Annotated in this window: 20 protein-coding genes; 10 read left to right on the top strand and 10 right to left on the bottom strand. The window is 72.4% G+C overall.

Translation table 11 applies throughout. The annotated features are described in order from the left end of the window. Positions 1-200 precede the first annotated feature (200 nt). Positions 201-575 carry an STAS domain-containing protein gene (locus tag ACZ4XD_RS02400; RefSeq protein ID WP_085926917.1) on the top strand — a complete coding sequence of 125 codons (375 nt, stop codon included), beginning with the start codon at positions 201-203 and terminating at the stop codon, positions 573-575. A gap of 48 nt (positions 576-623) precedes the next feature. Here ACZ4XD_RS02400 and ACZ4XD_RS02405 read toward each other — a convergent pair whose 3' ends face one another. Together ACZ4XD_RS02405 and ACZ4XD_RS02410 are read right to left on the bottom strand one after the other, a co-directional pair. After that, positions 624-1,910, bottom strand: a complete 1,287-nt coding sequence (locus ACZ4XD_RS02405; RefSeq protein WP_468037385.1) for a sensor histidine kinase — start codon at positions 1,908-1,910, stop codon at positions 624-626. Between the two features lie 47 nt (positions 1,911-1,957). After that, a complete protein-coding gene (locus tag ACZ4XD_RS02410; RefSeq protein WP_168480985.1) occupies positions 1,958-2,620 on the bottom strand; it encodes a response regulator in 663 nt (220 codons plus the stop codon). Positions 2,621-3,218: 598 nt separating this feature from the next. On the opposite strand from ACZ4XD_RS02410, the gene ACZ4XD_RS02415 reads away from it, so the two are divergent. Beyond that, positions 3,219-4,697 carry an MDR family MFS transporter gene (locus ACZ4XD_RS02415; protein WP_468037387.1) on the top strand — a complete coding sequence of 493 codons (1,479 nt, stop codon included), beginning with the start codon at positions 3,219-3,221 and terminating at the stop codon, positions 4,695-4,697. A gap of 99 nt (positions 4,698-4,796) precedes the next feature. Here ACZ4XD_RS02415 and ACZ4XD_RS02420 read toward each other — a convergent pair whose 3' ends face one another. Further along, positions 4,797-5,843, bottom strand: coding sequence for a hypothetical protein (locus ACZ4XD_RS02420; RefSeq protein WP_468037389.1), 1,047 nt, complete (start codon positions 5,841-5,843; stop codon positions 4,797-4,799). Between the two features lie 358 nt (positions 5,844-6,201). On the opposite strand from ACZ4XD_RS02420, the gene ACZ4XD_RS02425 reads away from it, so the two are divergent. The 3 genes from ACZ4XD_RS02425 (at position 6,202) to ACZ4XD_RS02435 (ending at position 11,857) form a co-directional block, all read left to right on the top strand. Next, entirely contained in the window at positions 6,202-8,160 is a 1,959-nt protein-coding gene (locus tag ACZ4XD_RS02425) for a serine/threonine-protein kinase (RefSeq protein ID WP_468037391.1), read from the top strand. A 193-nt stretch (positions 8,161-8,353) separates the two neighbouring features. Continuing rightward, positions 8,354-9,982 (top strand): succinic semialdehyde dehydrogenase, encoded by a 1,629-nt coding sequence (locus ACZ4XD_RS02430; protein ID WP_468037770.1) that lies wholly within the window; start codon positions 8,354-8,356, stop codon positions 9,980-9,982. Between the two features lie 21 nt (positions 9,983-10,003). Further along, positions 10,004-11,857, top strand: a complete 1,854-nt coding sequence (locus ACZ4XD_RS02435; protein ID WP_468037393.1) for a GMC oxidoreductase — start codon at positions 10,004-10,006, stop codon at positions 11,855-11,857. A gap of 73 nt (positions 11,858-11,930) precedes the next feature. Here ACZ4XD_RS02435 and ACZ4XD_RS02440 read toward each other — a convergent pair whose 3' ends face one another. Together ACZ4XD_RS02440 and ACZ4XD_RS02445 are read right to left on the bottom strand one after the other, a co-directional pair. Further along, positions 11,931-13,022 carry an LPXTG cell wall anchor domain-containing protein gene (locus ACZ4XD_RS02440; protein WP_468037395.1) on the bottom strand — a complete coding sequence of 364 codons (1,092 nt, stop codon included), beginning with the start codon at positions 13,020-13,022 and terminating at the stop codon, positions 11,931-11,933. Between the two features lie 899 nt (positions 13,023-13,921). Continuing rightward, positions 13,922-14,215, bottom strand: a complete 294-nt coding sequence (locus tag ACZ4XD_RS02445; RefSeq protein WP_468037397.1) for a chorismate mutase — start codon at positions 14,213-14,215, stop codon at positions 13,922-13,924. Positions 14,216-14,465: 250 nt separating this feature from the next. On the opposite strand from ACZ4XD_RS02445, the gene guaA reads away from it, so the two are divergent. Further along, positions 14,466-16,052 (top strand): glutamine-hydrolyzing GMP synthase, encoded by a 1,587-nt coding sequence (guaA, locus tag ACZ4XD_RS02450; RefSeq protein ID WP_468037399.1) that lies wholly within the window; start codon positions 14,466-14,468, stop codon positions 16,050-16,052. Between the two features lie 171 nt (positions 16,053-16,223). On the opposite strand, the gene ACZ4XD_RS02455 is transcribed toward guaA, so the two are convergent. Beyond that, positions 16,224-16,748: an SRPBCC family protein gene (locus ACZ4XD_RS02455; protein ID WP_468037400.1), complete on the bottom strand. Its 525-nt coding sequence runs from the start codon at positions 16,746-16,748 to the stop codon at positions 16,224-16,226. Positions 16,749-16,786: 38 nt separating this feature from the next. Between ACZ4XD_RS02455 and ACZ4XD_RS02460 the strand changes: the two genes are divergently transcribed. Beyond that, positions 16,787-17,677, top strand: coding sequence for a class II aldolase/adducin family protein (locus tag ACZ4XD_RS02460; protein WP_468037402.1), 891 nt, complete (start codon positions 16,787-16,789; stop codon positions 17,675-17,677). Between the two features lie 104 nt (positions 17,678-17,781). Here ACZ4XD_RS02460 and ACZ4XD_RS02465 read toward each other — a convergent pair whose 3' ends face one another. Together ACZ4XD_RS02465 and ACZ4XD_RS02470 are read right to left on the bottom strand one after the other, a co-directional pair. Beyond that, a complete protein-coding gene (locus ACZ4XD_RS02465) occupies positions 17,782-18,540 on the bottom strand; it encodes a bestrophin-like domain (protein WP_468037404.1) in 759 nt (252 codons plus the stop codon). Between the two features lie 9 nt (positions 18,541-18,549). After that, a complete protein-coding gene (locus ACZ4XD_RS02470) occupies positions 18,550-19,209 on the bottom strand; it encodes a hypothetical protein (protein WP_468037406.1) in 660 nt (219 codons plus the stop codon). 462 nt (positions 19,210-19,671) lie between these two features. Between ACZ4XD_RS02470 and ACZ4XD_RS02475 the strand changes: the two genes are divergently transcribed. Together ACZ4XD_RS02475 and ACZ4XD_RS02480 are read left to right on the top strand one after the other, a co-directional pair. Beyond that, positions 19,672-20,949 carry a hypothetical protein gene (locus ACZ4XD_RS02475; protein WP_468037408.1) on the top strand — a complete coding sequence of 426 codons (1,278 nt, stop codon included), beginning with the start codon at positions 19,672-19,674 and terminating at the stop codon, positions 20,947-20,949. Between the two features lie 320 nt (positions 20,950-21,269). Next, positions 21,270-21,815 carry a TQO small subunit DoxD gene (locus tag ACZ4XD_RS02480; RefSeq protein WP_468037410.1) on the top strand — a complete coding sequence of 182 codons (546 nt, stop codon included), beginning with the start codon at positions 21,270-21,272 and terminating at the stop codon, positions 21,813-21,815. Between the two features lie 103 nt (positions 21,816-21,918). On the opposite strand, the gene ACZ4XD_RS02485 is transcribed toward ACZ4XD_RS02480, so the two are convergent. Both ACZ4XD_RS02485 and ACZ4XD_RS02490 read right to left on the bottom strand, forming a co-directional pair. Further along, entirely contained in the window at positions 21,919-22,158 is a 240-nt protein-coding gene (locus ACZ4XD_RS02485; protein WP_468037412.1) for a hypothetical protein, read from the bottom strand. After that, positions 22,155-23,597: a PspC domain-containing protein gene (locus tag ACZ4XD_RS02490; RefSeq protein WP_468037414.1), complete on the bottom strand. Its 1,443-nt coding sequence runs from the start codon at positions 23,595-23,597 to the stop codon at positions 22,155-22,157. Before ACZ4XD_RS02490 ends, ACZ4XD_RS02485 begins: the two co-directional genes overlap by 4 nt. A gap of 250 nt (positions 23,598-23,847) precedes the next feature. On the opposite strand from ACZ4XD_RS02490, the gene ACZ4XD_RS02495 reads away from it, so the two are divergent. Then, the gene (locus tag ACZ4XD_RS02495) at positions 23,848-25,644 is read left to right on the top strand and encodes a serine/threonine-protein kinase (protein WP_468037416.1); all 1,797 of its coding nucleotides are present in this window, start codon (positions 23,848-23,850) and stop codon (positions 25,642-25,644) included. Positions 25,645-25,786: the final 142 nt, after the last annotated feature.

Raw genomic sequence — 25,786 nt, forward strand, 5'->3', positions numbered from 1 at the left:
GGTGATGTGTTATCCGTGTGTGACCAGATGTCGGCGAAAAGGTGCGGCCGCTGGGGCATAGCCTTAGGCCGACTGCCTGTTGAGCCAGGGATTCAGAAGAGTTTCAGGGGAGAGAGGCCGGGCAGTCGAGGCGGGGAAGGATGAGTTCCGGATGGAGCCGGGCCCATCCGGTCCGAAAGCGAGCGAAAGGCTTCGAGCGCGTGTCGTTGAAGGTGGCAGAGGACGAACAGGGCCCGTGGGCCGTACTCCAGGTGTCGGGGGAGATGGACCTGGTCACGTCGCCCGCGGTGCGCCAGCATGTGCACGACGCGGTGGCGGACGGCCGGAGATCGGTCGTCCTCGACCTCTCCGAGGTGCGGTTCTGTGATTCCAGCGGCGTCGGTGTGCTGATCGCCGCCCGCCGTCTGATGCGCTCCTGTCAGGGACGGCTGCGGCTGATCCTCCCCGCGCAGGGCGCCGTGGACGGCTCGCACGTCAACCGGGTGCTGGCCGCCCTGGGTGTGCGCCGGCTCTTCGAGGTCTATCCGGACCTGCGCACCGCCGTCGACGAGGCCGCCGCGCCGCTCTCCGCCTGACCCCGTCCGGGCACGCCTTCTGCCCCCGTACGCCCGCTCCTGTCTGATTCACCCCGCTCCGTACGGAAACTCCGCCCGTACGACGAAGCCGCCGTCGGAGGTATGACGCGCCTCCAGCGTCCCGCCGAGGCTCTGCGCGCGCTCGCGCAGCCCCACCAGCCCGTGCCCGCCCCCGGGAAGCGCGGGAACCGTCGCCGTCGCGTCCGGCGGCCCGTTGCGGATCTCCACCCGCAGCCCGTGCGCCGCACGGCTCTCCTCGGCCCGTCCGGAACCAGCTGCCCGTCCGGAACCACCTGCCCCTCCGGAACCATCCGCCCGTCCGGAACCCTCGCCCCGTCCGGAGCCTTCGCCCCGCACCGCGTCCACCGGATCCACCCGTACCCGGACCCGCGCCCCCGGTGCGTGCTTGCGGATGTTGGTGAGCGCCTCCTGGACCGTACGGAACGCCGCCCGCTCCACCGTCTTCGTGCCGCTCGTCCCGGCCGCCACCCCGCCCTCGTACGTCACATCCAGCGCGCTCATCTCGATCAGCCGCGGCAGCTCCGTCAAGTCCGGCTGCGGCGCCAGCCGGTGCGCCTCCGCCGCCTCACCGCCGTCCGCCCGCAGCACGCCCACCATGTGCCGCAGCTCCTCCAGCGTCCGCACCGACAGCTCCCGGATCGTCCTGGCGCCCGCGCGCGCCGCCGGGTCCTCCGTGCTGACCTGCACCGCCCCCGCCTGAAGGCTGATCAGACTGACCTGATGGGCCACCACGTCATGCATCTCACGGGCCAGCCGGGCGCGTTCGGTGGTCTTGACCCGGTCCGCGAGCAGCCGGTCCTCCCGGCGCAGGCTGCGGGTCAGGTCCTCGACACGGGAGGCGAGTTCCTGTCGGGTGCGCACCAGCAGGCCCAGGGCGATCGGTGCGGCCGAGGTGACGCAGGCGTCGATCAGCACCAGGGTGTTCTCTCGGTAGACGGTGAGCTCGAAGTCGGTGATCGGATACGGGAAGAAGTGCGCGGCGATCAGCAGCACCGCACAGATGCCGAGCCGCGCCCGGCCGGGCCGGCGGACGGCCAGGGTGTAGAGCCCGATCATCGGCGCGAACCAGATGTAGCCGATGTAGAGCCCGGGGAGCGTGAAGAGGAACACCAGCAGCGGGAAGCGCCGGCGCAGCACCAGGGCCGCCGCCGCCAGCATCGAGACACCGACCTCCAGGTCGAGTTCGAGGCCGTTGACCAGCATCGCGTCGGCGATCGCCAGCAGCACCGGGACCACCACGGGAGCCAGGGCGCGCAGCCGCCGCACCGGTGCCCCGTGCCCCAGCGCCCGCCCCTTCGCCTCCCCGCGGGCCACCGCCCGCCCCGCGCGGGCCCGCAGCCGGCTCCGCCCGCCCCGGGCCCTCACCACGCCCCCCGGGGATCGCCCGTCACCAGGCCGGCGCGGTCGGCGACGATGGCCGCCTGGATGCGGTTGATTCCGCCCAACTTCCCCAACAGGGCGCGCACATGGTCCTTGACCGTACTGGGGGCGAGCCCCATCCGCCCGGCTATCTGGGCGTTGGCCAGACCCTCGCCGAGCAGGGCGAGCACCTCCGACTCCCGCGGCGTCAGCCCGCTGACCGCCCGCGCCGCCGACGCCTGGTCCTCGGCGGTCAGATAGCCCCCGATCACCGCCCGCGTGACGCCCGGGTCGAGCACGCTCCCGCCCTCCGCCAGCGTCCGTACGGCCCGTACGAGTTGCTCCGGGTCGGAGTCCTTCAGCAGGAACCCGGCCGCGCCCTCACGCAGCGCCGCGGTCAGATACTCCTGGGCGTCGAAGGTGGTCAGCATCGCCACCGCGGGCGGCTCCGGGGCGGCGCGCAGCCCGCGCAGTACGGTCAGCCCGTCCACGTCCGGCATACGGATGTCCAGCAGCACGACATCGGCCGCACAGCGCAGCACGGTCTCCACGGCCTCGGCGCCGCCGCAGTCCGCGACCATCTCGATGTCCGGGGCGGTCCCCAGAATCATCCGCAGTCCCGATCTGACCAGCCGCTCGTCGTCCACCACAGCGACACGGATCACCGGCCGCCCCTTTCTCCTTCGCACCCACCCGCATCCGCGGAACCGCCCGGCGCTGCGCGATTCCGTTCCCCTGTCACCCGGGCCCGCCCTGCGACGGATCCGCACCCCCGCCGAGCGGCGGGGGTGATCCCGCGACCTCTGGAGGATGCCGCGGGGGGTCCCCCACGGGCAGAGTGGTTCTCATGCTGCACCACTGAAGGAGCCCCGAGCCCAGGACGCGGTGCAGTTCACATCGGCGGCCGCCGCGACCCCCACACGCGGCGGCCGCCTTTGGCGTGCGGGGGCGGTTCGGAGGGGGATCTCCCCCGCACCGCCGGAGCACGGCCTGTCACTCCCTCAAAGCCGCTGGTGAAGCAGGTTCCCGGAGTGGTGGCGCGCGTCGCCGAAACGTGGGCCGCCGGTCATGGCGTCGTCGACGGATGTCCTCGCGAGCAGGCATAAAATCGGATGAAATCAGCCCGCGGGTACGGAACACTCGGGCCGGCCGATGAGTTCTGCCATGCCTATCGGTCTCCAATGACAATCCACCGACCGTGTTCGTGCCGACAGCCCCTGGCTGCGAGGCGACTGTGACCAGGAACCCCAGCGAGGTGCTGCCGTGACAGCTGTAATCCAAGAACAACCGGCCGCGAAGGCGGGCCGCATACCGACCGTGGTGCGGCTACTGGTGCTCGCCACGTTCGTGGTGATCCTGAACGAGACGATCCTGGTCAACGCCATCCCGCGGCTGATGGACTCGTTGCACATCACCGAGCAGTCGGCGCAGTGGGTCTCCACCGCGTTCATGCTGACCATGGCCGCCGTCATTCCGGTGACCGGCTGGTTCCTTCAGCGGGTCACCACCCGCCAGGCGTACGCCATCGCGATGGGCGTCTTCCTCGCGGGGACCGCGCTGTCCGCCGTCGCGCCCTCCTTCGAGGTGCTGCTGCTGGGCCGGATCGTGCAGGCCGCCGGCACCGCCGTGATGATGCCCCTGCTGATGACCACGCTGATGATCGTGGTGCCCGAGCACGACCGCGGCCGGGTGATGGGCAACGTCACCCTGGCGATCTCGGTGGCGCCCGCGCTCGGACCCGCCGTGTCCGGGCTCGTCCTTCAGGCCGGCTCCTGGCGCATGCTGTTCGTGGTCGTGCTGCCGATCGCGGGTCTGGTGACCCTGTTCGGGCTGCGCAAGATGGACAACATCGGCGAGCCGCAGGTGAGCTCCATCGACTGGCTCAGCGTCTCCCTGGCGACGCTCGGCTTCGGCGGCCTGGTGTACGGCCTGAGCCTCCTCGGTGAATCCGGCGACCGGGTCGGGCTCGGCATCGGGATCGTCGTCGCCGGAGTCGCGGCCATCGCGGTCTTCGTGGTCCGTCAGCTGAAGCTGCAGCGCACCGGCGTGCCGCTGATGGACCTGCGCACCCTCAAGCACCGCACCTACGGACTGTCCCTGGCCCTCATCTCCGTCGGCTTCCTGGCGATGCTCGGGTCGATGATCCTGCTGCCGCTCTACCTCCAGAACATGCGCGGACTCAGCCCGCTGGAGACCGGCCTGCTGGTCATGCCGGGTGGTCTGGCGATGGGACTGCTCGGTCCGACCGTGGGGAAGCTGTTCGACCGGTTCGGCAGCCGGCCGCTGGTCCTGCCCGGCTCGATCGGCATGGTGCTCTCCCTCGGCGGCTTCACCCAGGTCTCGATGACGATGCCGTACTGGCAGGTGCTGGCACTGCACACGCTGCTGATGGTGAGCCTGGCGGCGACGTTCACCCCCGTCTTCACGCTGGGCATGGGCGCGCTTCCGCCGCATCTGTACTCGCACGGCAGCTCGATGCTCGGGACGTTGCAGCAAGTCGCCGCGGCGTTCGGGACCGCGCTGGTGGTGACCGTGATGTCCGCGCGCAGCGGTCATCTGGTCGCCGACGGCGTCGCCGCCGCGCCCGCGGCACTGAGCGGGATGAAGCTGGCCTTCGGTGTCGCCGCCGCCCTCACCGTGGTGACGATCGTCGTGGCCGCGAGACTGCCGCGCCGGATCCCGGCCGCCGCTGACGGCGCCCCGGACCACGACAACGCCGCGGAGCAGCCCGTCGGGTCATGAGGGCGGGGCGGGTCACGGGCGGCTCATGCGGGCCGGGCGGAGCTCAGTTCCCGGGCTCCGCACAGCACAGCGCAGGCCGCCCGCCGGCCCGTACGTCCCTCACAGCCAGCCCTCCCGTCCCACCGCCGCCGTCCGGATCCCTTCCGGGCGGCGGCCGTCGTACGGGCCGATGCCGCGGCCGGTGGCCAGGACGACGACCGAGGTCATGGCGGCCAGGCCGTAGGCCGTCGTGGCCATGGAGAGGGCGCCCTCGGTGGTCTCGAAGGAGCGGTTGAAGAAGTCGGAGACGGTCAGCCAGACCACCGTCCGTACGGTCATGTACAGCTCCAGCGCCGCGAACACCAGGAGCGCGCCCCGGACTTCCCGGCGCCCCCGGAGGGCCAGCACCCCGAGGATCAGCAGGACGAGCACCGAGCCGACGGTGGTGAACTCGGCGGACGCGGCGAGATCGAGCGCGCCGAGAACCGAACCGTCCACGACCCCGCGCAGATAGCGGCCGGTGTCCGTCCCGGTGGCGGTCATGTCGCGGACCGCCCAGCCGAGTTCGGCCAGCGCCATGACCAGGAACAGCACCCCGCAGATCCGGGACAGCCGGCGCCACTGGGCCTCGGGTCCGGTCGCGCCGGCCGCGGGCGGCGGGGCGTCCTGCCGCCGCTCGGTGGCCGGGAACATCGAGAACAGCACGACCAGCGCCACCACCACCCCCAGCCCGCGGGTGGCGAGAGCCCAGCTGCCCAGCGGGTCGTTGGTGTACTGGTGGCGGTAGGCGGCATGGAGCAGGCCCACGCCCTCGCGCAGCGAGAGGGCGAGCAGTACGAAACCGGACAGCAGCGCAGCGGAGCGCGCCACCCGCCGCTGGGCCAGCATGAGCCCGGCGATCACCAGGAACGCGGCGGTGAAGGCCCATTCGTACGGCCCGAGGATCTGGGTCGTGGGGGAGGCGCCCGGGTTGAACAGGCCCTCGACGAAGTCCCAGGTGCTGCCGTCCCCTTGGGTGATGCCGAAGACCGTCCAGGCGCCCAGCACTCCGGCGTACAGCGTCAGGCACAGCCCGGTGGCGAGATAGGCGCCGCTGTGCTCCGGGGCGGCCCGCCGCGGATCGGGCCCCGGGCGGACATCCACCGTTCCACCGTCCTGCATCACCATGACCGACCCCCGATCCGCCTCTCGTGGCCGCCGTACCGGCAGTTCCCGTACAACGGCCTCACTGTGTCAAGGACGGCGGGAGAGCCGGTGGAGGTTCCACCCCGTGTCGTCCGGCTCCCGCCCGGTTGATCAGCGCACATACCGCGCCGTGGCCGCGATGAAGTCCGGATCCCCTGGCGCGTGGTGGCCCGCAACTGAACCCAACAGGGCGCCCGGTACGGCCACGACGCTTGCCACAACTGCCTCCATGAGGGCAGTGGACCACAGCGGACCAGGTCAGCGGCAGGGTGCGCATGACCATGGCCGGACGAGGGGTGCCGCCCCTGCCGGAAGGGCGGCCGTGCGGCAAGATGGGGCCATGGGGATCTTCGGGGGCGAGGGCCGACTGATCGGTGGCCGGTACCGCCTGGGAATACGGCTGGGCCGCGGCGGAATGGGAACGGTCTGGCGGGCCACCGATGAAGTGCTGGGACGTCAAGTAGCGGTGAAAGAACTGCACTTGGACGAGGGAACGGCCGAACCCGAGGCGCGGGTGCAGCGTGAGCGGGCGATGCGGGAGGCGCGGACCGTCGCGCAGATCAAGCATCCCAATGTGATCGTCGTGCATGACGTCGTCGAGCAGGACGGCCGGCCGTGGATCGTGATGGAGCTGGTCGAGGGCGCGTCGCTGGCCGACCGGCTGCAGAGCGGCGGACCGGTCGCGCCGCGCGAGGCGGCCCGGATCGGCGTCGCGCTGCTGGGCGCGCTGCGCGCCGCGCACGCCCGCGGGGTGCTGCACCGTGACATCAAACCCGCCAACGTCCTGATGGAGTCGGGCACCGGCCGGGTCGTGCTCACCGACTTCGGGATCGCCCAGGTGCCCGGCGTCACGACGCTGACCGACACCGGCGGCTTCGTCGGCTCGCCCGAATACACCGCGCCGGAGCGGATGGCCGGGCGCGGCACCGGCCCGGAGGCCGACCTCTGGTCGCTCGGGGTGCTGCTGTGCGCGGCGCTCAGCGGTGCCTCGCCGTTCCACCGCGACTCGTTGGGCGGGGTGCTGCACGCGGTGGTGTACGACGAGATCGAACTCCCGGAATCCGCCCGCCCGTTGCACGCCGTGGTGGACGGTCTGCTGGAGCGGGAGCCGGAGCGGCGGCTGGGTGTCACCGAGACGGAGCGGCTGCTGCGCGGCTATCTCCAGTCGGGCCGCGCCCCGGAACGCGGGCCGGGCGGGCCGCCGGGACACGGGGCCGGTCGTGGCCATGGTGGCCATGGTGACCGGGGCGGTCATGGCGAGCACGGCGGTCACGGCGCCGGTGCCGCGGGGCTCGCGGCCGAGGCCGTGGCGGGCGGCCCGTTCCCCGGCGGCCCGAACACCCCGCGCTACCACGGGCCCGACGTCCACGCCCCCCTGTACGACGTCCCCGGCGGCGGGCTGCCCGGTGAACCCCCGCCCGGCGAGCACCCGTCCAGCGAGGACCCGCCGGTCGCGGGTACGCCGCCCCCCGGCCCGGCCGCTCCCGGCCGTACACCTTCCGCAGGGGGCGCCGGACGGCCCGGCGGCCGGACGGGCGGCCGCACCCCGGGCATGCCGATCCGGGACGCGCTCGACGACCGGGCGCTGGCCGCGGCCGCCCGCCCGCACACCGGCCGCGCCCGCACCGCCCTGCTGGTCGCCCTCGCGGCGGTGGTGATCGGCGGCGCCGGTGCGGGCCTCGCGGTGCTGCTGATGAACCAGGGCGGAGCCGACCACGGCAACGGCACCGGCACGGGCGGCCGGCCCAGCCGGTCCCAGCAGGCCTCGGCCACCGGGCCCTCGAAGGACGGCGGCTCCGGCACGGCGGAACCCACCGTCACCGCGCCACCGGCGGCCGGAGGCGCCACGAAGGTCCCGGCCGGCTACCGCCTCGTCCGCGACCCGGCCGGCTTCGCCCTCGCCGTCCCCGAGGGCTTCACCCGGTCCTATGAGAACGACCGCGTCTACTACTACTCCCAGGGCAAGCGGTTCCGGATCGGCGTCCAGCTTCAGCAGCAGGTGCCGGAGGGGCCGCTGGGCGCGATGCGCACGGCGCACGCCAACGGCCCCGCCGATTACCGCGGTTACCGCCAGGGGCAGGTCACCGAGACCACCCACAACGGCCTCCAGGCCGGACTCTGGGAGTTCGTCTGGGACGGCAGTTCCCAGGACGGCGGCGCGCGGTACACCTACGACCTCAGCTGGGACGAGGGCGGCCGGATGATCGATGTGTGGATCTCCTCCCCGGTCGCCTCGCGCACCGAGGCCAAGCGGCACTTCGACACCGCGGTCGACGCGTTCCGGCTGTCCGGGACGTGATCGCGGGCCGTCCGGTCGTCCCAGGCCGGCGCCCTTGCGGCCAGCGGACACTGGCACGATTGTGCGTGCCGCGTGAAAACTCATTACTGCCGGGTACACAAAGCGCCGGGGGAGGCATACGCTCGCCCGCATGACGGACTCGCAGGACACCGGAACAGCTGCCTCCGCCGCGGAGGCCCCCACCGAGGCCCCCATGGACGCCCCCGTGGCCACCGCGCCCGACGAAGCCCCCGCCGGAGGCAACCCGGTCGCCCCCGCCCCCGCGGGCGCCCGTACCGCGGCGGAGGTGGTCACCCCCGAGATCGCCGCCCGGCTGACCCGCGGTGTGGTGAGCGGGGGAGGCCGTACCGCCAACCACACCCCCTTCACCGGGGAGAAGCTGGCCGACCTGCCCGAGTCCACCCCCGAGGACGTCGCCACCGCCTTCGAGCGCGCCCGCGCCGCCCAGGAGCGCTGGGCGAAGGTCCCGGTCAAGCAGCGTGCCGCGGTCCTGCTGCGCTTCCATGACCTGGTGCTGCGCCGCCAGGCCGAGGTGCTCGACCTGATCCAGCTGGAGACCGGCAAGGCGCGGCTGCACGCCCATGAGGAAATCCAGGCGGTCGCCGTCACCGCCCGCCACTACGGCCGCAGGGCCCATGCCTACCTCAAGCCCAAGGCCCGCACCGGCGTCGTGCCGACCCTCACCAAGGTCACCGAACTCCGCCAGCCCCGGGGCGTCGTGGGGCAGATAGCCCCCTGGAACTACCCCTTCGAGCTGTCCGTCGGCGATGCCCTGCCGGCCTTCGTCGCGGGCAACGCCGTCGTCATGAAGCCCGACACGGAGACCGCGCTGACCGCGCTGTGGGCCCGTGAGCAGCTCATCGAGGCCGGGCTGCCGGAGGACGTCTGGCAGGTCGTGATCGGCGAGGGCCCGGTCGTCGGCCCCGCGGTCGTCGCGCACGCCGACTACGTCTCCTTCACCGGCTCGACCCGTACGGGCCGCGAGGTCGCCCAGGGCGCCGCCGCCCGGCTGGTCGGCGTCTCCCTCGAACTCGGCGGCAAGAACGCCATGTTGGTGCTCCGGGACGCCGATGTGGAGAAGGCCGCCGCCGGCGCCGTCCGCGGCTGCTTCGCCTCCGCCGGCCAGCTGTGCATCTCCATCGAGCGGCTCTACGTCCACGAGTCCATCGCCGACGACTTCCTCCAGCGGTTCGCCGCCCGGACGAAGGCGATGCGGCTGGGCAACGCCCTGGCCTACGGCGCCGACATGGGCTCCCTGGTCGGCGAGCGCCAGCTGGAGACCGTCACCCGCCATGTCGAGGAGGCCGTCGCCAAGGGCGCCACGCTGGTCGCCGGCGGCCGCGCCCGCCCCGACATCGGCCCGCTGTTCTACGAGCCGACCATCCTCGACGGCGTGCAGGCCCCGATGGCGGTCTGCGACGAGGAGACCTTCGGCCCGGTCGTCTCGATCTACCGGTTCCGCGACGAGGACGAGGCGGTGGCACTCGCCAACGCCACCCCGTACGGGCTGAATTCCAGCGTCTGGACCAAGGACGGCCGCCGTGGCCGCGCGGTCGCCGCCCGGATGCGGACCGGCACGGTCAACGTCAACGAGTCCTACGCCGCCGGGTACGCCAGCGTGCAGGCGCCGATGGGCGGCATGGGCGATTCGGGCCTGGGCCGCCGGCACGGCTCCGAGGGCATCCTCAAGTACACCGAGGCACAGACCGTCGCCCACCAGCGCCTGCTGCCGCTCGCCCCGTCCTTCGGCATGACCGACGAGGCGTACGCACAGTTCATGAGCCGCAGCCTGCGCGCGATGAAGGCGTTCCGACTCCGCTAACCAAAGCAGCAGGGAGAGCCAGTGCCCCAGGAGAACTCTGCCCGAAATCAGGACGGCAACAGCGACCGGGAGGCCGCCGACGCCCCCGCCGCACCGGACGACGGCTACGACTACGACGTGCTCGTCGTCGGCTCCGGCTTCGGCGGCTCGGTCTCCGCACTGCGGCTGACCGAGAAGGGCTATCGCGTCGGCGTCCTCGAAGCCGGCCGCCGCTTCACCCGGCAGACCCTGCCGAAGAACTCCTGGGACATCCGCAACTATCTGTGGGCCCCGGCCCTCGGCTGCTACGGCATCCAGCGGGTGCATCTGCTCGGCAAGGTCATGGTGCTGGCCGGCGCGGGCGTCGGCGGCGGCTCGCTCAACTACGCCAACACCCTCTACGTCCCCCCGAAGCCGTTCTTCGAGGACCGCCAGTGGGCCGATATCACCGACTGGCAGAAGGAGTTGGCCCCCTACTACGACCAGGCCAAGCGGATGCTGGGGGTCCGCCTCAATCCGACGATGACGCCCTCCGACGTCCACCTCAAGGAGGCCGCGGACAAGATGGGCGTCGGCGACTCCTTCCATCTCGCGCCGGTGGGGGTGTTCTTCGGGGACGGCGAGGATGCGGACGGGACCTCGAAGACGGCACCGGGCACGGAGGTGCCCGACCCCTACTTCGGCGGCCAGGGCCCGTCCCGTAGGGCCTGTATGGAGTGCGGCGAGTGCATGACCGGATGCCGGCACGGTGCCAAGAACACCCTCAACGAGAACTACCTCCACCTCGCCGAGCGGGCCGGCGCCGTCATCCACCCGATGACCTCCGTCGTCACCGTCACCGAGGACTCCCGCGGCGGTTTCGCCCTCGCCACCCTCCCCACCGACAACAAGCGCAAGGGCCGGGGCCGCACCTTCACCGCCCGCCGGGTCGTCCTCGCCGCCGGCACGTACGGCACCCAGACCCTGCTGCACAAGATGAAGGACAGCGGACTGCTGCCCGGCATCTCCGGCCGGCTGGGCGAGCTGACCCGGACGAACTCCGAGGCGCTGGTGGGCGCGCAGACCGACAACCGCCGCTACCGCAAGCGGCACGGCACCAAGGCCGACTTCACCCGCGGGGTCGCGATCACCTCGTCCATCCACCCCGACGCCCACACCCATATCGAGCCGGTCCGCTACGGCAAGGGCTCCAACGCGATGGGCGCGATGTCCATCCTCCAGGTGCCCGTCGACGGCCGCGGCTCGCGCGCCGGCCGGTGGGCCGCGAACTGTCTGCGGCATCCGCTGCTGCTGCTCCGGTCGCTCTCCAACCGCCGCTGGTCGGAGCGCACCATCATCGGCCTGGTGATGCAGTCGCTGGACAACTCCCTGACGGCCTACCGCAAGCCGGACGGCCTCGGCAAGGGCCTGCTCACCGCCCGCCAGGGCCATGGCGCACCGAACCCCGAGCAGATCCCCGAGGCCACCGAGGCGGCCACGCTGCTCGCGCAGGAGATCAACGGCTTCGCGGGCAGCAATGTCGGCGAGCTGATGGGGACGCCGCTGACCGCGCACTTCCTGGGCGGCTGCCCGATCGGCGCCGACGCCGACCACGGGGTCATCGACCCGTACCACCGCCTCTACGGCCACCCGGGCATCTCGGTCGTCGACGGCGCCGCGGTCTCCGCCAACCTGGGCGTCAACCCGTCCCTGACCATCACCGCGCAGGCCGAGCGCGCGATGTCGCTGTGGCCCAACAAGGGCGAGGCCGACCCGCGTCCCGCCCCGGGCCGCGCCTACCGCCGGCTGGCACCGGTCGAGCCGGTCCGCCCCGCCGTCCCCAAGAAGGCGTTCGGCGCGCTGAACCTGCCCTTCGTGGCGGTCCCGCCGGTCCCGCCGAAGAAGTCGCTCTCCTAGAGCCTCTCCCGCGCACGTACGACGGAGGGCCGCACCCCGAACCGGGTGCGGCCCTCCTCTTCTGTGCCTGCCGTTACGCGGCGGCGCCATCCGTCTTACGGCGACGGACCACGAAGATCGCTCCCGCGCCCACGACCATGGCGACCCCGCCCACGAGGCCGAGGGTCGGCAGCGCGGAGGAGGCACCGGTCTCGGCCAGGTTGCCGGTCACCGGCAGCTTGTCCATACCGTCCTTGGGCTTACCGGTGTTGACCGGCTTCCCGCCGCCCTGCGTACCGGGCTTGTTGCCGGGCTTACCGGGCTTGGCCGGCGGGATCTCGCCCGGGTTGCTGCCGGCCGACAGGATGGTGAAGTCGTACCACTGCTCCTCGGACCAGCCGCAGGAGCCGTCCTGGTTCTGGTAGTCGCCCGCCACCAGCGCGAAGCCGTCACCGGGCGTGGCGCCCTTGTCGGCACGGATCCGCATCTTCAGCTCGGCGGTCTGGTGCGCGTCGAGCTGGAACCAGCCGAAGTACTCCCCGTCGGTCCACTCGTCGAACGAGGTCCACTTGCCGGTGTCCGGGTTCTGGTACTCCAGGTCGAGCTGCGACTTGGGGTGGTCGAGGTCGCCGGTCGGCACCGCGTAGATGACCGGGTAGACCTCGTCCAGCGTCCGGTCCGTGGTGTTGGCCAGCTGCACGCTGAAGCCCTTCCAGCCGCCGCCCGCGACGAGCTTGGAGGGCAGGTTGGCGACGGTCACCTTGATGGCGGCGTCATCGACCGTGCACTCGTCCTCGTCACCGGGCTCGCCCGGCTCGGTGGGCTTGGCCGAGGTGGAGGGCTTGGGCGAACCACTGGGCTTGGTGTCGCCGCCGGGGGTGGCCGGGGCGGTCGGGCCGGTGGCGTCACCGCCCCCGGTCTCCTCGCCGGGCTCGGTGTCGTCGCCCGGGGTGGTGTCGCCCGGCGTGGTGTCGTCCGTCGCGTTCTCGTCACCGGCGTCCGGGGTCTCCGGCTGCGTGGTGGGCGCGTCGGTCTGCTCCGAGCCAGGGGTGCCCGGCGTGGGCTCGGCGCTCGCGGTGGACTCGGTCTCGGGGCCGGTCGCGTACGCGGCAGGGGCCGCCAGCAGGGCGGCGGGGGCTATGACGGCCGTCGCGGCGGCAGCCGTCAGGGCACGGCGAAGCTTCATCGAGAAGACCTCTCGGGTCCAAAGTGCCGGTTTCCGGCACAAGTGGTTGCGGGCCGTCGCGGTGGGGCGCGGGATGGCCGTGCGATTGCACGTACATGACCGGCCATGGCCGAAAAAGGTTGTTCACTCAACCAGAACCGCCGCCGTGATGCCGATCACACCTGTCACAGCGGCCTCACAGGATTCACAAAGGCAGTGCACAGCTTTGGCTCGGCGGCGGGCGTGCGCCGGGCGCACCCCGGGCACAGCGAAGGGCCCCGGACGCCGTCCGCGAGGGGGGTTGCGGACGGCCACGGGGCCCTTGGCTTTCGGTGCCGGCGTCAGGGCAGCGCCGGCACCGAGGGGCGGCGCTGGGGGGGGGGGAGCGCCGCTGGCTTTCGGGGTGGTGCGCGAGGGTGCGGAGCCCGCGCCGGTCGGACCAGTGGCGGTGCACGGTCCCTACCGGATGCGGTGCTTCGTTCGTCAAGCATCGTCCTGGATACGCCTCACCTGGCGCAACCATTTCGACCGGATGCGGTCGGTCCCGGGCGTCCCCAGGACCGACCACCCCATCGGATGTGACCGGGCTGCTGTCCCCTGCTGACCGGCCACGGCACGGAGCGAGGTCCCACGACGCGGGCCGCGGCTGGCGGCCGGCGTCTCATCGCTCCGGGTTTCCGCCCGTGGGGCGGCGTCTACGCGTAGTCGTGCAGGCCGCGCCTGGCTGGCGTGGCACCGGGAACAACGAAGCCTCGCAGCGGCCGGTCACGCGCCGTACGGGTGAGTCGGCAACCGAACTCAGATCCGGCAGCTGCGCCGGGGCGCGTGCGTTTCTTCACGCGCCTGCCCGGCCGCAAAACCGACCGCACACCAGCCAAAACTGGCCACGCCGCTGATCCGTGCCGCTGAGCCGTACCGCCTCAGATCTGGCCCCGGGAAAGCTCCAGCAGCGTCATCGCCAGCGCGGTGCCCGGCTTGCCGAGCTGGTCGCGGTAGTGGGCGAGGATCTCCATCTCGCGGGAGAGATTCACCCGCCGTCCGCCGGAGGTGACGCGCTCGTGCTGGATGACGGCCGAGACGGCCATCCGTTCCTGGACGAGACCGATGATCCGGCCGTCGAGGTCGTCGATCCGCTGCCGGGCGTCGGTGATGATCCCGGCGGCCTCGGGGGAGCGGGCGCCGGTGTCGGGGGCGGTGCTGGTGGGGGTGCTCATGTCCGTATCTCCTGGGGTGAGTGGCCCCGGAGCCGCGAGGGGTCCGGACAGACGCAGGCGCCCCGGACCTTGTCGGCCCGGGGCGCCTGGGGAGGTGCTCGTCAGTGGATCAAGCAGCACGACCATGGCAGCCGGTTGGGCCGGTGCCATAGGTAAAGACGAAGGTCAGCTGCTTGTTCATGGGGCTCAGTATGAGCCCGTTAGAATCGAAAGTCCAACCCCTGCTCCACACCGCCGGAAGGCCGCCGAAGTGCCATCAGCGCCCCCTGCCGCTGCCCCGGACGTCGTCCTCGTAGTCGACTTCGGCGCACAGTACGCCCAGCTCATCGCCCGCCGGGTCCGAGAGGCCCGGGTCTACAGCGAGATCGTGCCGTCCACCATGCCGGTGGCGGAGATGCTCGCCAAGAACCCGAAGGCGATCATCCTCTCCGGCGGTCCCTCGTCGGTCTACGCCGAGGACGCCCCCAGCCTCGACCGCTCCCTGTTCGAGGCAGGTGTCCCGGTCTTCGGCATGTGCTACGGCTTCCAGCTCATGGCCACCACCCTCGGTGGCACCGTCGACAACACCGGCGCCCGTGAGTACGGCCGTACCCCGCTGACCGTCTCCCGCCCCGGCTCCACCCTGTTCGAGGGCACCCCCGCCGAGCAGTCGGTGTGGATGTCGCACGGTGACGCCTGCTCCGCCGCCCCCGAGGGCTTCACGGTCACCGCGTCCACGGACGTGGTCCCGGTCGCCGCCTTCGAGAACGACGAGAAGAAGCTCTACGGCGTCCAGTACCACCCCGAGGTCATGCACTCCACGCACGGCCAGCAGGTGCTGGAGCACTTCCTCTACCGCGGCGCGGGCATCGAGCCGAGCTGGACCACCACCAGCGTGGTCGAGGAGCAGGTCGCCGCGATCCGCGCCCAGGTCGGCAGCAAGCGCGCCATCTGCGGGCTGTCCGGCGGGGTGGACTCCTCGGTGGCCGCCGCGATCGTGCAGAAGGCCATCGGCGAGCAGCTGACCTGCGTCTACGTCGACCACGGCCTCCAGCGCAAGGGCGAGTCCGTGCAGGTCGAGAAGGACTTCGTGGCCGCCACCGGCGTCCAGCTGAAGGTCGTCGACGCCGAGGAGCGCTTCCTGACCGCGCTGGCGGGGGTCAGCGACCCCGAGCAGAAGCGGAAGATCATCGGCCGGGAGTTCATCCGGGTCTTCGAGCAGGCCCAGGCCGAGCTGGTCGCCGAGGCCGGCGCCGAGGGCGAGGAAGTCGCCTTCCTGGTCCAGGGCACGCTCTACCCGGACATCGTCGAGTCCGGCGGCGGCACGGGCACCGCCAACATCAAGTCGCACCACAACGTCGGCGGGCTCCCCGACGACATCGAGTTCCAGCTCGTCGAGCCGCTGCGCCAGCTGTTCAAGGACGAGGTCCGGATGGTCGGCTCGGAGCTCGGCCTGCCGGACGAGATCGTCCACCGCCAGCCGTTCCCCGGCCCCGGCCTGGGCATCCGCATCGTCGGCGAGGTCACCAAGGAGCGCCTCGACCTGCTGCGCGAGGCCGACGCCATCGCCCGCGAGGAGCTGACCGCGGCCGGTCTGGACCGCGAGATCTGGCAGTGCCCGGTGGTCCTGCTCGCGGATGTCCGCTCGGTCGGCGTCCAGGGCGACGGCCGGACGTACGGCCACCCGATCGTGCTGCGCCCGGTGTCCTCCGAGGACGCTATGACCGCGGACTGGACCCGGATGCCGTACGAGGTCCTGGCCCGGATCTCCACCCGCATCACCAACGAGGTCGCCGAGGTCAACCGCGTCGTCCTCGATGTCACCAGCAAGCCCCCGGGCACCATCGAGTGGGAGTGATCCCACCCTTGGGGCCGGGGTGATCCCGCCGGTCGCCTGATGACGCCGCCGCTCGGCCTGCTGAGCGGCGGCGTTGTCGTTGCCGGCCTGGCCGCGCCCGCTCCCGGGAGGAACGCCCGGGGCGGGGGCATCGGGTCGGCGGGCGACGGCGGTGCGGCGGAAGCCGCGTGCTCAGCCCTCTACGGCCGAGGCCAGCCGCTCCAGCGTCGTGGCCATCGCCGGACCCATCCGTCGTGGGTAGCCGGGGAGTTCGACGATGAGACGGGGGAGCCGGGCGCGCGACCAGTCAAAGGTGTGGGTGACCCGGGTGGTGCCCCTGCCCCCGTCCCCGTCCCCGTCCCCGTCGCCGTCGCCGTCCGTGCCCTCCGCGCCCTCCGTGCCGTTCACGGGCGTCAGCTCGTAGCGCCAGCGCTGCCCGCCGACCAGCCGCCGGCCGCGGAACTCACCCCAGGTCTCCCAGGCGATGAGCCGGTCCTTCTCGTACTCCACCACGACATTCACCGACCGGTACGCGATCCGGGCCTGTGCCATCCCCATGCTGAACCGGTCGCCGGGCCCCAGCGGCGACGGCCCCTGCGGGCGGCCGCGCAGCATCCCCGAACCGTCCAACTCGGCGTGCCGGGCCGGGGCCCGGAGGATGTCGAAGAGCTCCCGCGGTGTGGCGACGATGTCCCTGCTGACCGATATGGCCCTCATGGTGTGCCCCCTCTGCTGCCGTTCCTGGTGCCCTCATCATGCAGGCTGCGGGAAGTGCGCCGGTCGCGGCCCTGTTTACCTGCGGTAGCGGAAGGTACCTTCCGCATCGAGCATCACGCCGTACGTGCCAGAGGAGGGCCGCGATGCCCGAGCCGACGCCCATACCCACCGATCAGCTGCACTTCGCGATGCCGCCGACGCATGCGACCGTCGAGGGCGAGCGGCGCTACCGCAAGGAACGCCTGGTCGCGGCGCTGCGTCTCTTCGGGCGCCATGGCTTCGAGGAGGGCGTCGCGGGCCATATCACCGTGCGCGACCCGGAGTTCCCGCACTGCTTCTGGGTCAACCCGTTCGGGATGTCCTTCCGGCACCTCAGGGTCAGCGATCTGATCATGGTGAACGCGGAGGGAAAGGTCGTCGACGGCCGGTACCACGTCAACCAGGCGGCGTTCGCCATCCATTCCCAGGTCCACCAGGCCCGCCCCGACGTCATCGCGGCCGCGCACAGCCACTCCACCTACGGCAGGGCGCTGTCCTCGCTCGGCGAGCTGCTGGAGCCGATCACCCAGGACGTCTGCGCGTTCTATGAGGACCATGCGCTCTTCGACGACTACACGGGCGTGGTGGTCGACGAGGAGGAAGGGCGGCGGATCGCGGCCGCCCTCGGGCCCCACAAGGCGGTGATCCTGCGCAACCACGGGCTGCTGACGGTCGGCGACTCGGTGGACGCGGCGGCGTGGTGGTTCCTCACGATGGAGCGCTCCTGCCAGGTCCAGCTGACCGCCAAGGCCGCCGGCAAGCCGGTGCTGATCGACCACCACAGCGCCGTCCACACGCGTGAACAGCTGGGCAACGACCTGGTCGCCTGGATCAACTACCAGCCGCTGTACCAGCAGATCGTGCGCACCGAGACGGACCTCTTCGACTAGGGGGCTCCCGGCTTCCGGCTCCCGGCTCCCGGGCAGCCGGGCGGCCGGGCGGCCGGGGCAGGGGTGCCTTGCGGGACGTACGGACGTTCCACAGGGCACCCGCCTCACGCCTTCGGGAACAGATCGAGGAACGGCGCGACCGTTGCCGAGATGCTGCGGCTGAAGGGTGCGTCGAAATCCCAGACCAGGAACAGCAGAAAGGCGATCAACGCGCTGAAGAGGCCCGCCATCAGCAACTCCCGCCCCGAGCGCCGGATTTGCAGGGTGAACATGACCCCGATCGAGATGGCGCCCCCGATGATCAGCCCGAACCACACCACCCCCGGCAGCGTCGACTCGGCCGCGTTCGCCCGGGCGGTGCGGGCCCCGTCGGCCACCGCGACCTGGTCGACGAGGGGCTGGTACGACTGCCCCTCGAAGTCATTGCGCGGACGGTAGTCGGTGACATCCGCCCGTACCTTCGTCAGCAGTTCGGTGCCGCGCCCGGTCAGCGCCCCCTGCTCGGCCATCACGGGCCACTCCTTGTGCACCACATGACTCACATACGCATCGACATCCGCACGGATACGGTCCCGCACCGGCGCGGGGTAGGCCCGGGCCCGCGCGCTGACCTCGTGCAGCGCCTGCGCCTCGGTCCGTACGGTGTCCTCGGCCGCGCTTCTGGCCTCCCACACACCGGCGATGGCCAGCCCCAGCACGATCGCGTACACCACCCCCACCATCATCGTCAGATACTCGATCACATCGGGTGTTTCCGACGGATCGTCGTCCTCGGTGATCCGGCGCTCCTTGAGCACCGTGATGGTCAGGACGACGCCGCAGGCAGCGGCCATGGCGAGGGTCAGCACCAGCCATTGCGACATGGAGACCTCCTACGAGGAACGGCGCCCGGCGGAACCGGACGAGGAGCTCGAACGGGGACGGAGGGCGGCGCCGGCCAGCACGGCCGGGGCAGTGAGCAGCAGGGTCGTGGTCACCATGGAGCGCCCGTCGCGCGGCCGGTGGTACGGCCGTGCGTAGCTGCGGGGCAGGACGGGCGGCGGTGACGCCGGGCGGCGGACGACGGGTGGGGGCTTCGGCTTCGGCTTCGGTGTGGGCGGCGGCGCTGTGGGACGGGCGCGTGGACTGGGCGGCGGTGACGGTGGTGGCGGTGGCGGGGGCGGTGCCGGCCGGGGGGTATGGGCCCGGGGCGGTGGGGGTGTGGGCTTGGGGATGTGGGGGCGTTGTGGCGGCCGGTGGGAGGGCGTCGGCGGGGGTTTGGCCCGGCTGCAGGGGAAGTGCCAGCCGCGCGGCATGGGGAAGTCCGTCGGTACGTCCACCGGCGGCGCCGTTCCGGCATAGGCGCAATTGTCGCCGTTGTCCGCGCGGTTGGGCCGGTCACGGGCGGCGGCCGTGGGCGCGACGACGAGCAGCGCGGCGATCCCGGCCAGCAGCAGGAACGCGGCGGCGGTCCGCAGCCCGGGACCGCCGGGACGCGGTCCGTCCGGCCGTCGCGGCGCATACGGTCCGGCCAGGTCATCGCGGCCGTGCAATCCGTGAAATCCGTTTATTTGACGCACGGCGAGAGCTTGCGCAGCACGCCCACCGCTCAGCCTTCGCGGTGGCCCGGTTCGCCCGAATAGGGGATGTGTCCTGGTTGCCAGGCCGATGCGCCGGTCAGGTGTACGGGGCGGCGCATTCCCCTGTGCCAGGCGTGGGTTCCCCGGGGCGTGGGTTCCCCGGTGCGCGGGTGCCGTCGCTCAGCTGTCGTCGCTCAGCTGCTGGTGTGGAGGTGGCGGTGGGGAGGTTCCGGGCACCGCTGTCAGGGCGGTGGGCGCGGCGGCGGAGCCGGTTCGCGGGCGGGCGTCAACACAGCGCTGTACCCGCCACCCGCCACCAACTGGACGTTTGAGGTGCCTCCTGCGGGGTGCGGCACAATTCGCCTCCGGAGAACTCAAGTTGATGATCAGCGGTGGCGGGCGGTAGCGGACGTGTCGGTGGATGCGGCGGGAAAGATGGCCGGAACGGACGAGCCGGGGGAGGGCGCGGAGCGCGCCGCCGGTGGTGAGTGCCGGTGCGGACGGTGCCCGCACGGCGCCCGGGCGGGACACCAGCAGGCGGTTGCCGCGTTTGTCGCGCTCCGCGAGGACTTCGCCGCCGGGCGCGGGGTGCCGGCCGGACTCGCGCGTTCCGCCGGGGCGGCCCGCCAGTGGGTCTCCGACGAACTGACGCTGTCCGCGAGGGAGGTCGCCCGGCGGCGCGCCGCCGGAAAGACCGCCTGGCTGGCGGCCGTACGGTGGCGCACCCTGCTCGCCGTCTGGAGCGCGGTGGTGGCGCTGCTGCTCGGCCAGGCGCTGACCGCCCTCGGCACCGGCTGGACGGCGGCCCGTACGGCGGGGCTGGTCGCGGCCGTCGTACTGGCGCTGGGGCTCACCGCGGCGGCCTGGTGGCACCGGGCGCACGGCGGGGCGCTGGCGCCGCTGATCGGCGAGGACGGGCGGCTGTCCACCTCACGGACGGTGGCGGCGGGCTGGGCGGCCGCGGTGCTGTACGCCGTCCTCACGGTGGCCGTGCAGCAGGTGACGGCCGGGGGCCCGGACGAGCGGCGCATGCTGTTCGAAGGGGTGGCGCTCGCGCGGTCCGGTGCGCTGCTGGTGGCGCTCGCCCTCGGGTGCGCGGTGGCCGTGCTGGCCTACGGGCTGGTGGCCTCGCGGGTCCGTTCGGGCCGGCTCCAGAAGGTGCCGGCGGAGCGGCCGCGGACCGCCGATCTGCTGACCGACGACGCGGGGCGGGGCAGCCTCCTGGACGTGCAGTACGTCCTGGCGAACGCGGCCGTACTGGGGTGCGCGCTGGTACGGCTGGCCGGGCACCCGGCGCAATTGCCGCAGCTGCCCTGGGGCCTGGTGGTGCTCCTCGCGCTCTCCGGGGCGACCTATCTGTGGGGGAAGGCGGTGTCGGGCGGGCGGCCGGTGATCCTCTCGGTCGTCCGCTCCCGCGAACTGGGCGATCTCGCCGCGCCGGTCCGTACCGGCGACGACATCGAGATCCGCGGGGCCGGTTTCGTCCCGCCGGGCGCCGGGACCCCCGACCGGCTCGCCCGCACCGTCGTACGCATCGGCGACGTACATGTCCCCGTCCCGCTGGTCCCGGTGGCCGGCGGCTTCACCAACCCGACGGACGGGGTGCTGACGGTCCCGGTACCGGTCGATGTCGAGCCCGGCCGGGTTGAGGTCCGGGTGGTCACGGCGGCGGGCGTGGAGACGAAGGGGTATGTGATCGACGTCGTGGATTAGGGGTGACGGGCGGGGCCGGTGGGTCTGGCGGCGCTGGCGGGTCTGGCGGGTCCGGTGGGTTTGGCAGGTCCGCCCTCGCGTCGGCGGGTGCCTGGTGCCTCGCGTCGCCGGGGGCGTGGCGCCCGGTCATCGGGCGGTGACGGGTGTGGTCGGTGCAGCCCGGTGCCGCCTGGCGGCGTCGCGTGACGATTCTGTGTGGCGTAGTCACCTGAAGTGCGTCGGTCCGTTGAACCTCTCGCGCACGTGCGTACGTATCTCCCCAGGAGGCGCGGGCGCGGGCACAATCGTCTGCGCCCGGTGGCAACGGAGAGGCGGACGTCATGGTGCACGCGAATCGTACGATCGGTGCCGACTTGGGAGGGGCGGGCGTCGAGGGTGCCGGCGCCGGATTGCGGGCGCAGCTGGCGCGCCATGCGCTGCTCCCCTTGCGGCTCTTTCTGGGGGCGACCTTCCTCTATGCGGGCATCGACAAGCTGACGGATCCGGCGTTCCTGGCGGCCGGTGGCGCGGGTTCGCTCGGCGAGATGCTGCGCCAGGTCCATGACGCGGCGGCGCTGCCGCAACTCGTGGAGATCGCACAGAAGAGTCCGGTGGGCTTCGGCTATGCCATCGCGGCCGGTGAACTGGCGGTGGGACTCGGGACTCTGGCGGGGCTGCTGGGGCGGCTGGCCGCGTTCGGCGGTGCGCTGATCTCGCTGACGCTGTGGCTCACCGTGAGCTGGGCGACCACGCCCTACTACTACGGCAATGACCTCGCCTACCTGGTGGCCTGGATCCCGCTCCTGCTGGCCGGTACGCCGAGGTTCTCGCTGGACGCCGCCCTGGCGAACCGCCGGAAGCGGCACGGGGCGCAGTTGTTCGGCTGAGGGTCGGTCCGCGGGCGGCAGGTGTGGATCACGAGGGCCGGGGCGGGGGCAGGGGCGGGGGCGGTGGTGCCGGGGCGCGGTGACGGTGCCGTCGGTAGTCGTGTCAGGAGCCCTTCGATGAGGTGGTTTCGGTGTGCGGGTGCGGGTGCGGGTGCGGGTGGCGGGTCCTGGTCCAGACGGCCGCGGTGATGCCGGAGAGGAGCAGGCCCGCCGGGAGGGTGAGGAAGAGCCACGGGCCGGGGGCCTGCCAGAGGCCGAGGGTGTCGAGGCCGTAGGCCGTGCCGAGGGTGAGGGCGGTGAGGCCCGAGATCAGCCGGGCCGGTTCGAAGGGGTGGCGCTTCACCTGTGGGCTCCCTGGGGGGTCGGGGCGGTCGGCGCTGCGGGGGCCCGCGGGACGGGGGCCGGCGCGGCGCGGGTGACGGCGACCTGGCCGGCGCCGAGTTCGAGTTTCAGCTCCACCGAGCCGCGCGGCTTCTCGCCCTTCTTGAGGCCGTCGGCGGGGAGATCGACCGTCCGCTGCCCGCCCGCCACGAGGTCCACGTCGTGCGGCGATTCGCCGGGCAGTTGGACATCCCCGAGGCCGAGCGAGATATGGAGGCGGGCGGTGACACCGTGCGGCAGCGTCACTTGAAGCCGCCCGGCGCCCACTTCCGCGCCGGTGTGGACCGTGCGGCCCGCCTTGAGGGGCAGACCGGTGAGGTCCAGCTCACCCTCTCCCGAACCGAGTTCATACTGCGGCCGGACGGCGCCGAGGGTGGTGGGGGACCAGGTGCGCTTCTGCCATTGGGCGGTGAGGTTGTCGGGCAGCGTGGTCGCGCCCGCCAGCAGCAGGGCCGTCAGCACCACCATGAAGACCGTGCCGCCGCCCGTGCGTCCGAACCAGGCGCTGAGCACCAGCCCGAGACCGAAGACGACCAGCGCGCACGCCAGGCCCGCCTGGAGGGCCTGCACCGGGCCGTCATGGCGAGAGACGGCGAGCGCGGTGCCGCAGCCGGCGAGCAGCGCGAGCAGGAACGTCCAGCCCCCGATCGGGCGTCCGACGCGGCGGCCCCGGCGCGGGGAGCGGGCCAGCGGCGCACCGCTCGGCGGCTCGGGCGGACGGCCCGCGTCGGACCAGCCGTCGTGCCGGTACGGGGCCGTGGCTGCGCCGTGTCCGCCCCGGTAACTGAGGTCAAGGGGCAGCGGGGTGTTGTCGGGCCCCCACAGATAGCCCGGGCCCGCCGCCTCCCCGGAGCGCTGGGCGCGCCACCAGGAGGGGCCGGTGGGCACCGGGGGCGCCTTGGTCTCGGGCGGGGCGTCGGCCACCGCCTGGGCCGTGGCGGTGTCCATCGCCTGTGGACCCTCGGCCTCCACCAGCCGCCGCCGGCGCGACCAATAGGCGGAGCCGGCCACCGCCAGCGTCAGCATGATGGCGAATGACATCATGCTGCCCTTGGCGAGGGTCGTCAGAAAGAGTCCGCAGCCGACCAGCGCGAAGAGCAGGGCCGTGAGCGCGGGGCCCTCCACCCGGCCGGACAGCAGCCGGCGGCCCTCGTTCTGGTCCTCGCCGTCGAGGGGGATGAGCAGCCAGGCGAAGCCATAGGCGATCAGCCCGAGGCCGCCGACGGAGAGCACGGCGAGCACGACCCGGAAGATCACCGGGTCGAGATCCCATTGCCTGCCCAGCCCGCCGCAGACTCCGCCGATCACCTTGTGCCGCCGGCTGCGGCGCAGCGGCGGATGCGAGGCGGGGCCGGCCGGGCCGGCGGGCGCCGACTCCTCGATGTGGGCTGCATCGTTCATGAGGCCATGGTGACAAGGGCGTCCGCGCCGCGACATCCGTGGAAACCCTGGCAGATCCCTGAGATCCGCTGCTGACGGCCCTGAGATGCCCCAGGGGGGTCCCGAAACCCCTCGTGCGTTCGCATATGCCCCCGCGCCCGTGCACGGGCGGAGGAACAGATGTGGACGGGTGGTGGCCGGGGGGCTGCCCGGCCACATCGACGACTATCGTTGCGCCCTGGATACGTACGGGTTTCCGGAGGGGCGTGCGGTGACGGAGGCGGCGTCGGTGGACGAGGGGCGACTGGTCGCCGGGCGATATCGTCTGGTTGAGCGGATAGGCCAGGGCGGTATGGGCACCGTCTGGCGTGCCCGGGACGAACTGCTCGGCCGTCAGGTCGCGGTCAAGCGTCTGCATGTCTCACCGCAGCTCGACGAGGACGAACTGGCAACGCGCTATGAGCGCACCACCCGTGAGGCCCAGGCAGCTGCGCGCATCAACCACCCCAATGTGGTGAGCGTCCACGACGTCGTGGACGACGCCGGGATGCCGTGCATCGTCATGGAGTACGTCCCCTCCACCACGCTCGGCGACGCCATCAAGGAAGCCGCGCGGACCGACAGTTCGGTGGAACCGCGCGAGGCCGCACGTATCGGACGCGGCATGGTGGCCGCGCTGCGGGCCGCACACTCCGCCGGTGTGCTGCACCGTGACGTCAAGCCGGGCAACGTCCTGCTCGGTGAGGATGGCCGGGTCGTGCTCACCGACTTCGGCATCGCGGTCGCCACCGGTGCCTCCACGCTCACCAAGACCGGCGAGCTGGTGGGCTCCATCGACTACTTGGCGCCCGAGCGCGTCAAGGGCGGCACCCCGGGCCCCGCCTCCGATCTGTGGGCGCTGGGAGCGACGCTCTATCAGGCGGTCGAGGGACGCTCGCCGTTCCGGAAGCCCACCGCGGTCGAGACGGCGTACGCGATCGCCATGGACCCGTTCGAGCCGCCCCGCAACGCCGGAACGCTGGCCCCGCTGATCGAGGCGCTGCTCGCCAAGGAGCCGGCTGAGCGGCCGACGGCGGAGGTCGTAGAGCAGGCGCTGCGCGCGGCCGAAGCCGAGGCGGAGACCGAGCTGATGGGCTGGTCGACGATGACCCTGGGGACGGTCGGGCGGAGCCGCACCGAGCAGGCCACCCCGGACGGTGAGACGGAGGCGCCCACCCGTCCGGTGCACGATACGGGCGAGGTGGCGGCTGCTTCGGACCGCGGCAGCGGCAACGGAGCGCGTACGGGTGCGGTAACGGGTGCGAGGGCCGGTGCCGTTCCGGCCACCGGCGGCGAGGCCGTGACCGGACCGGTCGCCTTTCCGGACGTGACCGGCGCCGGACGGTCCGCCGGTGACCGCGCGGACGTGCTGCCCGGCGGCAAGCCCCGCAAGCGGCGTGCCGCCCGGGTCGTGGTCTGGAGCGTCGTCGCGGTGCTGTTCGCCGGGGGCGGTGGGGGTACGGCCTGGTACCTGATGGACCGTGGCGACTCCGGCTCGACCCAAAACGCCTCCGACAAGGGTGTACCGCGCGTTCCCAGTGAACCGGACAACAGCATCGGACCGCCGCCTCCGCTCCCCGACGGCTACGGGAAGGCGAAGGAGTCCGCGCTCGGCGTGAGCTTCCCGGTGCCCGATGGCTGGCAGCGGAAGGTCGGTGACGGCGGCCGGGAGATCACCTACTTCTCGCAAAAGGACCTGGCCAGGCTGACCGTCAGCGTCCTGGACCTCTCCTCCGGTGACGCGGTGAAGCACTTCAAGGGGCTTGAGGCCCACCAGAAGGCGGATTACCCGCCCTACACGCAGCTGCGTTTGCAGAGCACCGTCTACCAGGGCGAACCCGCCGCGATCTGGGAGTACACCTTCGGGGGCTCGGCCCGTACGTACCGGGCGGCGGACCTCGGGTTCGGCCGCGCAGGTGGCACGGACTACGCGATCTTCGTGTCCGCACCGGCAGCCAAGTGGACGACGTTCGGGAAGGTCTTCTCGGTGGTGACGAACGGCTTCCGCCGGACCGACCCGAAGAGCTGAGGCGGCGGGCGGGAGCAGCGAGTCGGAACAGCTCGCCACGGACCGGCTGGACCGGTCGCCTCCGCCCCGCCCCGGGCCGGCCCCCGCAAACCTCAGGGACAGCCTCAGGGACGACCCTGATGCCCCGGGCCCGGATGTCGTG

It is taken from the genome of Streptomyces sp. NPDC029466, assembly GCF_055574515.1.